At 38.5% G+C, this 14,291-nt stretch carries 8 protein-coding genes and 1 pseudogene; all 9 read right to left on the bottom strand.

Annotated elements, in window-relative coordinates:
* Nucleotides 1-52: 52 nt before the first annotated feature.
* The 9 genes and pseudogenes from HMPREF9304_RS04230 to HMPREF9304_RS04190 all read right to left on the bottom strand — a co-directional run bounded on the left by HMPREF9304_RS04230 (nucleotide 53) and on the right by HMPREF9304_RS04190 (nucleotide 14,259).
* A complete protein-coding gene (locus tag HMPREF9304_RS04230; protein ID WP_036926738.1) occupies nucleotides 53-3,592 on the bottom strand; it encodes an SIR2 family protein in 3,540 nt (1,179 codons plus the stop codon).
* A 38-nt stretch (nucleotides 3,593-3,630) separates the two neighbouring features.
* Nucleotides 3,631-5,552 (bottom strand): annotated as a pseudogene (locus HMPREF9304_RS04225) (DNA methyltransferase).
* Between the two features lie 9 nt (nucleotides 5,553-5,561).
* Nucleotides 5,562-8,441, bottom strand: a complete 2,880-nt coding sequence (locus HMPREF9304_RS04220) for a DEAD/DEAH box helicase family protein (RefSeq protein WP_036926736.1) — start codon at nucleotides 8,439-8,441, stop codon at nucleotides 5,562-5,564.
* A 12-nt stretch (nucleotides 8,442-8,453) separates the two neighbouring features.
* Nucleotides 8,454-9,416 carry a cell filamentation protein Fic gene (locus HMPREF9304_RS04215; protein WP_156104757.1) on the bottom strand — a complete coding sequence of 321 codons (963 nt, stop codon included), beginning with the start codon at nucleotides 9,414-9,416 and terminating at the stop codon, nucleotides 8,454-8,456.
* Nucleotides 9,409-9,615: a helix-turn-helix domain-containing protein gene (locus tag HMPREF9304_RS04210; RefSeq protein WP_036926733.1), complete on the bottom strand. Its 207-nt coding sequence runs from the start codon at nucleotides 9,613-9,615 to the stop codon at nucleotides 9,409-9,411. The genes HMPREF9304_RS04215 and HMPREF9304_RS04210 overlap by 8 nt, the downstream gene beginning before the upstream one ends.
* Before the next feature lie 178 nt (nucleotides 9,616-9,793).
* Nucleotides 9,794-10,309: a DUF6155 family protein gene (locus HMPREF9304_RS04205; RefSeq protein ID WP_036926731.1), complete on the bottom strand. Its 516-nt coding sequence runs from the start codon at nucleotides 10,307-10,309 to the stop codon at nucleotides 9,794-9,796.
* 366 nt (nucleotides 10,310-10,675) lie between these two features.
* Nucleotides 10,676-12,604, bottom strand: coding sequence for a molecular chaperone DnaK (gene dnaK / locus HMPREF9304_RS04200; RefSeq protein ID WP_036926730.1), 1,929 nt, complete (start codon nucleotides 12,602-12,604; stop codon nucleotides 10,676-10,678).
* Between the two features lie 241 nt (nucleotides 12,605-12,845).
* Nucleotides 12,846-13,394, bottom strand: a complete 549-nt coding sequence (locus tag HMPREF9304_RS04195; RefSeq protein ID WP_036926784.1) for a hypothetical protein — start codon at nucleotides 13,392-13,394, stop codon at nucleotides 12,846-12,848.
* Nucleotides 13,395-13,740: 346 nt separating this feature from the next.
* Complete coding sequence (locus tag HMPREF9304_RS04190) at nucleotides 13,741-14,259, bottom strand: outer membrane beta-barrel protein (RefSeq protein ID WP_036926782.1); 519 nt, start codon at nucleotides 14,257-14,259, stop codon at nucleotides 13,741-13,743.
* Nucleotides 14,260-14,291: the final 32 nt, after the last annotated feature.

Genomic DNA, 14,291 nt, shown 5'->3' with positions numbered 1-14,291 from the left:
TTAAAATTTTACGCATACTGACTATTAATGATTCAGTATCATTGGATATTCGTCAGTTCTCTGTATGTAATTGAGGTAAGAATATTTTGACAAATGGGTCTTGTATCCAATATTCAATTATTTCTCCCTTGTAACCTTGTTCTTGAAGATAAAGAGCAATGTTATTTAAGTCTTCAAAACTTAAGTCTGGCCGAAATTCATCCATTTCCTGCCAATGTTCTTTATATACTGTTAAAAGAATATTTAGTTTGGGGGTAATTTTCATTTCTATCAATTCTGTTTTATTCAGATCTATAATCCATGCAATTACAGAAAGAGTCTTAGCCATGGCTTTTTTCTCTCCCATGATAGCTCTATCTACGATAAAATTGATCTCATTATGATAAGGAGCTAAGCCTGATGCACGAATACCTTGAACTATATTATCAATACCATAAGAAACATCTGCAGACTGCTCTGATAGCATCGCTTCAATAAAAGAGTTATACGAAACTCTACTCTCCAATAGTTTCTCTACTTGTTTTCTTACCGAACTCAGCATTTCAGACCTTTCTATCTCCAAGGAGTCTATAAATTGTAACACATCAGATAAATAGGATATTTGAATATTCCTCATAAATGAGTCTTGATGAAGCCTTTCAGCATAAGTCTCATATTTATTGATGTTCTCTTTGAGATTATCAGCGATAATTTCAAATTCAGGGTCACTCCATTTGATTATTTTATTAAATGCTTGTAAACGTATATAGTTAGGAGTTGACCAACCTTTGCTATCTTCTAAAACGCCACAATGCCATATATTCTTCTCGAGTAACTTCTGTTTAGCCTTACAAGTAATTTCCTCATCATCTTTTGCTAAAATACATATATAGAACAAGGAAGATATTTCTGAAGGAATTTCATCAAGCCCTGCCATTTTTAACTTGTTAATAAATGCTTTCAATAGAGTTTTAGAAAGACAGTTATTTTTATTGAAGAAATGTATAATTTCAGTGATATCAACTTGGGGATATTCATTAATTAACTCTTCAAGTAATGTCATTGTGTCATTATCAGCCTCTTGATTTAAGTAATTTAGGTGGATGTTATTGCGGATAAATCCATCCACAACAATGGGGTTATTTCGAAAATTACGCAAAAGGTCATTTATGATGACCAAAATATTTTGCTTAATCTTTAGATTTGATAGGGCATATTCTATATTCTCAACTATTTCATCACTATTTGTAATCTGACCAAGTTGCGCTAACATTGAGTCAAAAATGTTCGTTTTAAAGGACTCGAACCAAATGGATTCATCTACACATAAGTATAAAGGACCTGTAATATTTAGTATTCCAGATAAGAACGTTTTTGGAGTACACTGATTTCCATACGCCTTTAAAGAGGATAGTAGTAAGTCTTTATTTTCTTCTAATAAATCTGGGGTAAAGGCATAATCTTGTCCAATGCGTCTTAATACATCTTTATCATGATATTGAATTGAATAAAAGAAACAAGGATATGGTAAAAACCTAAATAGATTCTTACAAACTTTATACCAATCCTTAATATTAACAAAAGATGTAATACCAAAGTTTAAGTACAGTCCTGTATCAAATATAAACTGCAAAAATCTCAGGCTTTGCTCATATAGAGTGTTATTAGAACAAAGGCTATATGAAGAACCGACCCAACCCCTCTGTTTAGGCTTATCTTCTTTACTTCTCATCTTTTCAAGGATGTAACTGATTATCTCACCTTGTCCATAAATGTTATTTTGAAGAAAAACTTCCAAATTATATGGCCGAGGATACTTTAAAGAAATATAGTTGGCTAAAACGCATGCATACATTTTTTCTTGTGCATTTTCAAGGTTATCAATATATGAAGATAAGATGCTAAACGCATTTTCACTTCCATGAAATGCAGCTAATCGCATGGCTCTTGCTTGTAACCAATAACCTTCTGCATACCAATTTCCTAAAAGTTGACGAGCTGTCTCAAAATCTAAATGAAATAATTTCCTTTGAATATTCTCATAAATAGTATAATCAGATGGGATATCAAGCCGTAACACCTCTGTACTTCCTTCAAGAGTTTCGCTTCTTTGTACAAGTTCCTGCCAAAGTGGAATTGAATCTAAAGTCGGCTTATCTTGTAATAATGGAGAGTAATAGCGAGACAACTGTCCCGTTTCTTTAACAGCAAGTGCAAATAAATAGGCTTCTGCTTCCGCTAGATCTCCTTTTCTTCTAAGAGCTGTTTTTATAAAATATTTTTGATTATAGACATTCTGACAAAAATGATAGTTATGTTTCGCGCTTTTAATGCGTTCCATAATTTCAGATAAATCTTCTTGACGCTCGAATTTTGTATTTGCCTCATTCCATAACTTTTTATATTCGAAAGCAATAGCCTTTTCTACATTTGCTATTTCTACTTTTGTAGTCTTACTCCCTATTGAAGTCTCAGGCATATCTTCAAAAGTCTTATTTCCTTTACCACCTGTTTCTTCTAAGCGGACATCTTTCGTTTTACAAAGGAATTTTAAAAAGCTCTCAAGTATTTCTTTATAGGAGCCAGGAGCAGATAATGATAATGTAGATATTTCTAATTGATTATACCCCAGTACAGAAAGAACCTTGTTGTTCATAAGATTAATGACTCTAATATAATGATTGCTATAATAGAGTTTCTTATCCGAGCTTTCGTTATCATCAAAAGTGATAAGGTAAATTTTAGGACCTTTATCTTTTCCTTTCCCAAGAATATCACTCATCCATTTAACCCACCCCATATAATTAGGGTCATTACCAGAAAAACCCAATAGACAGAACTTCCCTTGTAGCATCGAAATTCTCATTAAATGAGAAAAAGCCTCATGCTTCTCAATATAGGTGTCATAATCTTCTTGAGCTATTATATATCGCAAGTGTTGATCACCATCAAATTCAAACCTATCATCTTCTATACTTAATGACCCATGTATTTTTATTATACTGCGCTTCTGGAAACCATCTGACAACTGCCATGATGTATTTACCACAGGAGTTTGAGACTCTAAAAAGTTATCTGAAGTAAATTCTAACAGATTATCATAATTTGTTGTATATATATTTTTAAATTTATCACATAGCAACAATTGCTTGTGTACAGAAAAGTCCGATTCTATAATGTCAGTCTTCTTTATGTCTTTTATATATAGGGACATCGTATTATCACTATTCTTTTTTGCATAAGGTGTTCGCTCTTCTATATAATCTTCTATAACCTCCCTATACCCCTTTTGAGCAATATATTTCGAAACAAGTCCTAAATACCCATACTTGTTTAGAAGGCTGTCAACAAATTCTTTCTTTATGGTTTTCTTTATGGCTTTCTTTTTCTTCTCGTTATATTTTCTTGCATTACAATGAATGTAATTTCCTATATACTGATTAATTTCCAATTTGAACGAATCATCTATAAGGTCTTCTAATAGTGAGGTCCAGTCCAAGTAAAGGGGTGATACATTTTTAGAAAAACCTGCCCCAATAAGGGCTGAAACCAGCCCCTTATTATAATCTTCTTTTAAGAATTCAAGATTTTCTATGTTCTTGTTCACTTCCATTGCCAATATGAAATATTCCCGATAAATTCAGTAATAATTTACAAGTTATATATCGTCTCATCCCCACAAATATTTCTAATCTTGAGGCGGAGAGGCTTTTCGTCGGAGGTTATTGTGCCATCCCAGAAAGATTTGGTGTCGATACCATTCTTGCGAACGTAGCCGAGGCGGTCGATGAGGATTTCAGAGGTACTGTGCCACGGAGCAGAGGTGTCAGAAGAAGTGCAGTCGAGACTGAGGAACTCGATGGTTTCAAGTCCTTCCTCGCTAATGGTAATGGGCTTATAGTCCTTTTTACCTTTGAGTGCCTGCTCCTGTCCTTTAAGGTTAAACTCTTTTATCTTTTTGTCGACTCGGTCACTGAAGAAACGATTGATTTTAACTTGCCAAACCTTTAGCAAGCCCTCGTTGGTTTCGCTCAATTCATAGTCGGCTTCATCTTCCACGACCACATTATCGAGTATATTTTTCAAGTCGCGCAGCTCTACCTCAATGATAGTGTCCTTTTGTTCTTTGATGAACTGCATGATTTCCTTTTCATCGGTGATATCAATGTAATAGACCACAACCTTTTTCACGCCATCTGGCAGATCGGGCATAGCCTCTCGGAGGATGCGATTCATCAAGGCGGTGTCTAACAGGCGAGTACTGCTATCCATGAGATTGGGAAGATAGACCGGTATCATGCCCTCTTTGGTATGTGGATGCTTCCTTCCCAAAACTTATCCAATTTGTCCTCGTTTCTAAGGCCAGGGATCAAACTCTTTAGTTTGTCCATCGTCTGAACAGGGTTGCGATAAAGAGAAACGCCATCTTTAATTTCCATCACTTCAAATTCCGCTCCAGCCTTACGCAAGCGGTCGCGCGTGGTTTCTATGCTATTCACGCCAATGTCGCAATGAATAAACCGACGCCCTAACCTATTGGCAACAGCAGCCGTCACGCCACTGCCACCAAAGAAGTCGGCAACAAGCATCTTTTCATTGCTACTTGCTTTAATGATACGTTCTAATAAGGCTTCTGGCTTTTGGGTGGCATAATTGACCGCTTCTGCAAAATGAGATTTTAAAGGAGATATATCATCCCACCAATCAGATAATGGCTGGCCATTTGCTATGTCTAGCCATATTTCAGACAAATCACTAGGAACCCCTTTTAAATTTTCAAAGACACCAGGATTACTATTTTTTAATGATTGATATGAGATTTGTCCTTTTTCATCAAAATATTTATGATAACGTTCAATTGTACTGGAAGAAAGACTTTGTCTTTGAATATTAAAAACTCTTTCATCTGTCTTCTGGTACAAATAAATGACATCATGCTTCTTCTTAAAGTAAGGTACAGCTTTAGCACCAATATCCTTATATCCCCATACTATTTCATTGACAAAATTGTCCTCCCCATATATCTCATCCAAGAGGATTTTTACATAATGCCCTATATGCCAATCCAAATGCACATAGATAGATGCGGTATCGCTCATGATGGATTTAATAGCCATGAGGTTCTCATACATCCAATTCAGATATCGCTCTTTGTCCCATACATCGCCGTACATTTTTTCCTCAAAGTTACGGAGTTCTTCGCTATCAATCTCTGATTCGGCTTGCTTAATTGCTTCTGCCACTTTAGGATTACGGCGAATATATACCTTTTTGGCATAATCGGCACCACTGGCAAAGGGAGGGTCTATATAGACTAAATCGACTTTTATGCCTTTCTTTTTCAGATAGGCACAGGCAGAGAGGCATTCGCCACGGATGATCATGTTGTTATTAGGATTATTGCCAACAATTTCCTGACACTCCATTTCGTAAAGAGGCATGCCACGCTCTATGCGTTCAATGACTTTATCATTATCACGATAATAAAGTTTTCGGTAGGTTCTTGCAAAATTGTCAAGAACAGCTTGTCCTTCAAGTACATTTGGACGGTAGGAAATATATTTAATTGTCATAATTATCTGTTATTTAAAGAATTGATTGATTGCATTGATTGTTATTTTGTCTTGCTCGGCTTGAGTAAGCGTATCTTCTATATACAAGAAGCAGAACTTGTTGTAGCCAAACTTCTCGTTGTTGCGTTTTACGAATTCATCCATGAATGATCGTCGTTCTGCAAACTTGGCAGCAAACCCTTCGCCCTTGGTTTCTATGATGATGACTTGTTTGATGGCATCCTGCTCATCACGGCTGAGAAAAAGAAAGTCGGGGACATACTTACCAATATAGTTCCAAGTTTTGCCGTTCTGTTTGTAGCATCTGATCTTGAAATCAGTCAGTTCATCGTCACCATTGAAATATACCTCCAATTGCTTGTCTTGGATAATGGTTTGGAGCAATGAGGAGAAGTAATTGATTTCAAACTTACTATCGAACTTATAGGGGAGATAATGGTAGGTATTATTGTTAATGCTGTCCTCTACTGCCTCATAACTTTTGGGGTCGTCAAGCAAGGCTTGTATTGTGCCTTCTTGATTTCCCATTGACTTAAGCGTATTTATTGTAGTCATGACAGCATCCTTCAGTTTCTTTTCTCCTTTGTCAGCATCAATAATCTTCAATACTTCCTCTTGCGCTGGATAGTAGTTAGAAGTATTAGCCACTTCGATAGGAGATATAAGTTTCTCTATCTTTAGAAGTGCTGCAGTTTCCCGGATAACTTCTTCCTTCACTTCTATGGTGCGTGTAGGGATGAATGCCTTACGGATATTTGTGCGAATTTGTCTGTGATTGTATTTGCCTTTAGGATAGCATACCCCCACTCTTTTTTCCGTAATCGAATCAAAGATATCTTGAAGCTGCGACGTGTATGCCTTAAGCTGCTGGCTCGTCAATGTGCCGAAGCTTTCTTTTGTGATGAGATGTAGCCAGGCATTGAAAGTGATAGGCTGGTTTTGCTCCTCATCCTGAAGGAGTTCACTATCTTTCTTGATAATTTCTCCCTTCAGGTTTTGCTGACTGATAAGTATTGAAGTACTTTCAGTACGGATGTCGCTACTATTCAATTCTTCGGAAGTGTTTAATTCTTCTTCCAGAACCAATGTCTGATAAGAAACCTTTAACTGATAGAAGTCGATGGGAGGAACTCGCAATTCCTCCATACGAGAGAAGCGTTGCAGGGAATGTAACTTGCTGTTCGCAGCCTTGTTGAGTTCCTCTATCGAAGTGTGTTGCTGCTTATCTAACTCATTGTTCAAGATTCGGGCATTCTCCTCGTTGAGCCAGATAAGAGCAGTCTCCTTCTCGTTTCTCACAACTTGACGCAAGCATCGGCAACTGGTTTGAAGTACCATGTTTTGAGGACAAGCACCCTTTTGTGGCAGAATAATACTTGAGAGACTCTTACAGTCCCAGCCTTCTTTACCAATTTGTGCCAATAGCACCACCTTTATTTTTGACAAGCTGGTGTCGAGTGAAGCAAACTGTATGGCTGCATCCTCGGCTATGGAATATTCTTTGTTACCACCATGATATCTAAGGATGGTGTCAGTTGGATTGAGACCATGTTTGCTAATGAGGTCTGAAACAATTGGATAAATGTTTTCTTCCAAATTGTCGATACGCCCACAATAGATTGCCAGCTTGGCGCAAGTGCCATTCTCATATACTAAACCGCCGTATGTTTCCAAGAATTCAGCGACTCCTTTTCTGATAATAGCCGCGGATTCACCATTCGATATTTTGATTGATGGGGTTTTGAGGAAATTACCAACTCCTTGGATGAGTGGATAGTAATAGACTACGTTTGAAAGATTCTTGTTCTGCAAAGATAAGTCTGAACTTATCTCTACTGCATCAGCAGAGGGAAAATAAGGAGTACCTGAAAAACCTAAAACAGAATTGAACGTTTTGGCTTCAGTCCACTTGTTTACAACCTGACGAAGTTTAATGTCTCCATCGGAAGCATGGTGTACTTCATCTATGAAAATAGAAAGATGTGGAATCTTTGCAATAATATTACGGAGTTCGTTTGAGTTTTTGACTTCATCCCATTCCTTTTCAGTATATAAGGAACGGTCATCGCCTTTGTCTTTATCAACCTTGTCGAGTATTACCTTTTCGGCATTGGTTACAGCCACCAGTCCACGAAGATATTCAAACGGTTGGTGGTTGTTTATCTTCTGTGCGTTCGGATTCTTAACAAGATTACTTTTTTGTGCGGTCTTTTGTTCATCGAGTATCTCAAATTGTATTTCTTTTTTAAGTTGGGAAGCAACTGGATCTGGTAGAATCCAAGTCGGGTCAAAGTCCTGAATGTTTTTGATGCTCGGGATAATGGATGACTTAAGACCTGATGGGGCAAGCACCATGAAGTTATGAGCGAAAGCAGGATTGTCTGGTTCGTTCAGGGAAAAATACAAGTCAAGATAGATAAACGTCGCCATGAGGTAGGTTTTGCCTGCTCCCATTGGAAGGCTGAATATATAATCAGGATAAGCAACATTATAGAACATTCTCTTGAAAACTGAAACATAATCTATTGTATCAGGGCTCTCTTCAATGAAGTTCTTTAAAGTTGTGGCAGACAAATTGCCTTTGTCATCTTTCAAACAGGCATATTCGTAAAGCGAAGCAGCTGCCTTATTAGATGCAAGGATATCTCTCGCTTTGGCTGTCAGCCTCAAATCATCAAGATTGAGAGACAAGAAATCACCCTCTATGAAAAGTCTCCATAAGGGCTTGTTGTTGCATTCAATCTTCAGGAACAGATAGGTCTTGATTGCTTCAATTTGCGCATCACGCATCATTCCTTTACTTTCAATGTATGAGAGTAAAGATTTGATAGGGCAGTCTTCACGCCCTAACCATTCGTTCCTTTTTCGTTGTATGATATTGTAGAACATTAATCTATAATTTTAATCATTTTGTTCATAATAATACGAATAATCAATTCCTTTCATAAACATTTCTCGGTCATCAATCTTTGTAGTGAGGGCAGGTTGTACCAAAGCTTTGATGTGCGTGCTGTCAGAAACACTCTCACGCATTGCCGATAGATATTCGTTTTTATCTATCTGACTCCAATCCACACACCGCTTGAGAGAATGCTTAAACATCAGATCAAGCCAAATACGGGTGCTGCGACCATTACCCTCCATAAAAGGATTGGCTACGTTGCATAAATTCGGCTGCACTCTACCATTAGTGAACTCGTTCACATGGTACTCGTTTGCACGAATTTTCATTTCTACATATTTGTCCATAATCTCATCAAAGGTTGTTTCTGGCATTCGCTCTATTGCTTGCAGGGTTTCAGGGAAGTGCATACAATTAGCAAAGGTAAAACCACCTTTTGAAATATTTTTGGTACGGATTTGTCCTGCAAAGTCATACAATCCTCCAAAGAGATAAGCATGTATCTGTTGCAGACACTTGATACTGCCAGGTTCTGCCGTTTGCAAGATGTCACTTTCAAAGAGTTGATAAGCTTTTTTCTTACTCTGCCCATCAATGGTGTTGTCGCTGTAGGTAAACCAATCAAGAAAGTCATTAGCACGATTGTTGGGGTAGTTCTTTGCCAACAATACAACATCCTCACTATTAAGAACATCTGCCACACGTAACTTCCCATCAGGAGCTTCAAACTTGAAGTCGTGAGTGGCACTCACGAGTTCGACATCTTTTTGCTTAAACTTCCTTTTAAGCCATCGCCAATAGTTACTGGCTTTAGTATAGTCTGGTTCATTGTTAATAGCACGAACAATATCTGTTGCTGAAAACCACCAACAGTTTTGTTCCTCGTCCCACACCGCCCTAACTTCACGGTCGTTGAAAAAGCGGATAAATGTTTTATGCTCTGCCATAATAAAGTTACTCATCTGGGGTGTTAATCAATTCCTTTGGATTAACCTTCAAAATCTCTGCTATCTGAAATAGCAATTCGAGGCTTGGCTGTCGACGATTGCAAACATAGGAGTTTACAATCGTGAAACTCTTACCGAGTTTCTCTGCAAGCCATGTTTGCTTAATCCCTTTCTCGATAAGCACCTCTTTAATTCTATTAGTTGGACTTTCCATAAATATTATATGATTGTTTACAAATATAGTAAATATTATTATATGAAGAACTAAAAAGGAGGAGATTTTTTCTCCTCCTTCAAAAGTTTTATATCTACAATTTTATTTGCCTTTCTTGTGTTGCAGATTATTCTGTGCCAGTTCTATTCTCTATAGATTCTCAGCTATTTTATTAGGATTACGAAGACTGGTATTGGCTATATATACCCCACAACGTATCCGAAAATCCCCATCCACAGTCCGTGGCATTGAGCATGCGTTCTATCCGTTCGTTGTAGTTGGGCAGTAGTCCGTGAAGGGAAATGAACTCCATCGCTTTCTCAAAGTTGTTCTCCAAAGTAACATAATACTGTTCCCACATATCACCAAAAGTCATCGTATATTCGCAGCCTTGCTCTATGTAAAAGAGCATCAAGTCGGCTAAGCATTCTGGTGCAGGTTTCAGCTTCTTAAATTCAGTGATAGCCTTGCGACATGTAGCGAACGATGGCTTTTCAGAAAAGCCACGAGCAGGGAAAAACTCATTTTGTATTATCTTCTTGTATTTCTCCACCTCGGCATAACTGTCGGGCGTAAGATAAAACTCTAAGTAGGTCTTTGCTTCCTTGCTTGCATTGTAAAGGCTCATCATCAGATTAATGACATTCTCCTTTGGTAATGTATCCAACTTCTCTCTTAGCTTTTCTTTTGACATAACTTAAATGCATTTATTTCTTCTATAAATATCCTTTTATCACTTCAGCCCCAATTAGCTGATTCAGCTTGGCTCCGATAATTTCATCAGAATAGATGGCTTGCCAATGGTTATCAAACAATGGTCTTTCAATGTTGCTGAAATTTTTCACTTGCCATACTATTTGTATCTATTTGATTATTAATCTATCATTAAATTAAGTCGCACTTTATCTCCCATTAAGTCGCGGCACAAATATGGTACAAATATAAGCACAAAAAAACGATTAAAAACGATAAGATTTAATCATTATTAAGAAATAAAAATCCCAGCAACTTATTATGTTACTGGGATTTACCTATTTTTGATTAGCGTTTATTAGCACTTTTATTTCACTTCCTCGAAGTCGGCGTCCTGTACGGTGTCATCAGAAGAGCCACCTTGGGTTTGCTGACCGTCACCTGCTTGCTGTTCACCAGTAAAGCCTGCGCCTGCACCTGGCTGTGCGCCACCTGCTTGTCCATACATTTGGGCACTGGCAGCTTGCATAACGGTATTCAGGTTATTGATGGCAGTATCAATGGCTGCTACATCGGCATTCTTGTGTGCGTCTTTCAACTGTTGCAAAGCACTTTCAATGTTAGGCTTCTGATCGGCAGGAATCTTGTCACCGTTGTCCTTCAAGAAGTTTTCTGTGGTGAAGATCATGGAGTCTGCCTGATTCAGCTTGTCCACCTTCTCACGTTCAGCCTTGTCAGCAGCAGCGTTTTGTTCTGCCTCAGCCTTCATGCGGTCGATTTCTTCTTGACTCAAACCGCTTGAAGCCTCAATTCTAATCTTCTGTTCCTTGCCTGTAGCCTTGTCTTTTGCCGATACATTCAAGATACCGTTGGCATCGATGTCGAAGGTAACTTCAATCTGTGGAACACCACGACGAGCAGGAGCTATGCCTTCGAGATTAAACTGTCCAATGCTTTTGTTTTGTGATGCCATTGGACGTTCACCTTGTAATACATGGATAGTTACAGCCGTTTGGTTGTCTACTGCGGTAGAGAATGTTTCGCTCTTCTTGGTAGGAATGGTTGTATTGGCATCAATCAATTTGGTCATTACACCGCCCATGGTTTCAATACCCAACGTTAGCGGAGTTACGTCGAGCAATACGATGTCACCAACGCCACTCTCTTTATTCAGGATAGCTCCTTGAATTGCGGCACCAATAGCAACTACCTCATCAGGGTTCACTCCCTTTGAAGGCTCTTTACCAAAGTAATTCTTTACTAAGGTTTGAACAGCAGGAATACGGCTTGAACCACCTACAAGAATCACTTCATCGATATCTGATGTGGATAACTTAGCATCCTTAATAGCGTTTTGGCAAGGAACCAAGCAAGCCTGAATCAAGTCATGTGCCAACTGCTCAAACTGCGATCGTGTTAGCGTCTTTACTAAGTGTTTTGGCACACCTCCCTCTGCCGAGATATAGGGCAAGTTAATTTCTGTAGTCGTGGTACTTGAGAGTTCAATCTTGGCCTTCTCTGCAGCCTCTTTCAAACGTTGCATAGCCATAGGATCTTTTCGCAAGTCAATTCCTTCGTCAGCTTTGAATCCGTCTGCCAACCAGTCGATAATTACTTGGTCAAAGTCGTCACCACCTAAGTGTGTGTCACCATTGGTAGAAAGTACTTCAAACACACCACCGCCAAATTCCAAGATAGAGATATCAAAAGTACCACCACCAAGGTCGAAAACAGCGATTTTCATATCCTTGTGGGCTTTGTCAACACCGTATGCCAAAGCTGCTGCCGTAGGCTCATTGACAATTCGTTGAACTTTAAGACCTGCTATCTCTCCTGCCTCTTTGGTTGCCTGACGTTGTGAGTCAGAGAAATAAGCTGGAACGGTAATCACAGCATCAGTAACTTCTTGTCCTAAGTAGTCTTCAGCGGTTTTCTTCATTTTCTGAAGAACCATGGCTGATATTTCTTGTGGAGTATATTTCCGTCCATCAATGTCTATTCTTGGATAGCCATTTTCGTCTACCACCTTAAAGGGTACGCGCTCAGCTTCTTTTTGGCTCTGTGCATAAGTTTCACCCATGAAACGTTTAATGGAGTAAACGGTGTTCATAGGATTGGTGATAGCTTGACGCTTAGCTGGGTCACCAACCTTACGCTCGCCATCTTTTACAAAACCAATCACAGAAGGCGTTGTGCGCTTACCTTCACTATTAGCAATTACCACAGGCTCATTGCCTTCAAATACAGCAACACATGAATTTGTTGTTCCTAAGTCAATTCCAATAATCTTTCCCATATTTATATTGTTTTTTTAGTTTACGAGTTGATAAGTTTATAAGTTTACGAGTTGATAAGTTTATAAGTTTACGAGTTCACATGTAATATTACATATTTCATCGTTTCGCTCATATAAAAACAAATGCCATGCCAAAAACAATATTTAAGTGCATACTGACAAGGAATATGCCAATCTGTCATTTAGACATTCTTATTGTCATGCGTGGAAAGAGCAAAGGAAAAGGAATGAGCCCCCTATGTTATTCTAATTTTGTCATGTGGTAGCCCATGGACTTAAGTTGTATGGCAGCACCCAAAGAATATAGTTGGTGTAGGGCTGTGACTACCGCACGATACGCATCTTCCGATCCATGTGTTATCGGAAAATGTTGGAGAATGTTGTTGGTGCGGGCAGCACATTCACCAACAACGGACTGTAGTGTTTGCGCTTGTTCTGCGTTTAAGCACAACACCTTTTCACGGATGTAGTCATCCATGTGATCAAAGTCGATGCGGTTGCGCAAATAGAGATACAAATTTTCCACCTTATTATATAGTTCCCAATCTTCATCCCAATATTTGGCTACAGCCATGCCAATGTACATCATCCAACCAAAAACAACGGTAGGGTATTTATTAAATTCACGTACAGCATCGGGCATATAAGCGTTGGCTATTTGTAGCCACTTCTCTTCAATGTCAGGTGCATCAGGTAGGTGGGTGTCCACTTTGTTCAGAGATAGCAGGTAGTTGTAAAGGTCTTTTTGTAGTGTTCTCGCAAATTCGGTGACAGGTTGATTCTCATTCATCATATATTTCTTTTGAAAAGGGCAAAGTTAGAAGGCATCCCTTAGTTTTATCATTACCACAATTGATGTATTGCAAAATTACGAATTTATTGTGTTGAATACAAAGGGGCAAATAGAAAGTTTTGCAATTTTACTTCACTCAACGATATCTTCAAAAAACGTTACTGTTATTTTGTAGTTATAAAAGCGATGTCTATTTTCGTACTTGACATTATATTTTAATAAAATTAATCAATAAGAAAACCATATCATTCCGCCTCATGGCGGGTGATATGGTTAAATGCTTGAAATACCTTAGCCAGCTAAGGCAGTTCGTATCTTGACAAGGTCAAGTTGCTCTGTCTTATCAGAATTTATAGGCAAGACCTGCAGAGATGACGCCTTGATTGTTGTTTTTAATAATTTGGAATTTAACCTCTGCATTGAGGGCAAACTTTTCTGAGAGGTCGTATTGGAAACCACCACCAAGGTTTACGCCAAGATTGCCGTCACTGTATGATTCGTTACTTCCTACTGTGATACTACCAGCTGGCGTGCTGACTGTTTGAGTGAAGCCATCAACAGAACCGCGTAGGTAGGTAAGTCCTGCCAGAGGGTAGACCTTGATATTGTCTCCAAGTGAGAAGAGATAATGTACATCCAAATTGAGATCCCACCAAGAAGCGTTGTTCTTTTTTAGGTAGTAGTCGAATGTTGCCTGTGTGCGGATAGCGTCAGTGATTCCATAGCCACCTTTTACACCAATACCTAACGATTTGATGTCTGTTGGATACGCCAGTTGCCCACCTAAGTAGGCTTGTCCCTCTTGCGCATAAGCGCCAATACTAAGCAATGCGATGACTGCTGTTAAAAATAATTTCCTCATAACTATGTTGATTAAATGAATAATGTGTCCCA

Origin of the sequence: Hoylesella timonensis S9-PR14, assembly GCF_000762405.1 — a bacterium.
In the GTDB taxonomy this organism is placed as follows: domain Bacteria; phylum Bacteroidota; class Bacteroidia; order Bacteroidales; family Bacteroidaceae; genus Prevotella; species Prevotella timonensis_A.
Note: the sequence above shows the minus strand (reverse complement) of the source record. Positions and strands in the feature narration are given on the sequence as shown.

Bases quoted from the DNA above. Each gene is read 5' to 3' on its own strand.
- HMPREF9304_RS04230 (WP_036926738.1), bottom strand. From the start codon at position 3,592: ATGGAAGTGAACAAGAACATAGAAAATCTTGAATTCTTAAAAGAAGAT.
- HMPREF9304_RS04210 (WP_036926733.1), bottom strand. From the start codon at position 9,615: ATGGAAAGTCCAACTAATAGAATTAAAGAGGTGCTTATCGAGAAAGGG.
- HMPREF9304_RS04205 (WP_036926731.1), bottom strand. From the start codon at position 10,309: ATGTCAAAAGAAAAGCTAAGAGAGAAGTTGGATACATTACCAAAGGAG.
- HMPREF9304_RS04220 (WP_036926736.1), bottom strand. From the start codon at position 8,441: ATGTTCTACAATATCATACAACGAAAAAGGAACGAATGGTTAGGGCGT.
- HMPREF9304_RS04215 (WP_156104757.1), bottom strand. From the start codon at position 9,416: ATGAGTAACTTTATTATGGCAGAGCATAAAACATTTATCCGCTTTTTC.
- dnaK (WP_036926730.1), bottom strand. From the start codon at position 12,604: ATGGGAAAGATTATTGGAATTGACTTAGGAACAACAAATTCATGTGTT.
- HMPREF9304_RS04195 (WP_036926784.1), bottom strand. From the start codon at position 13,394: ATGAATGAGAATCAACCTGTCACCGAATTTGCGAGAACACTACAAAAA.
- HMPREF9304_RS04190 (WP_036926782.1), bottom strand. From the start codon at position 14,259: ATGAGGAAATTATTTTTAACAGCAGTCATCGCATTGCTTAGTATTGGC.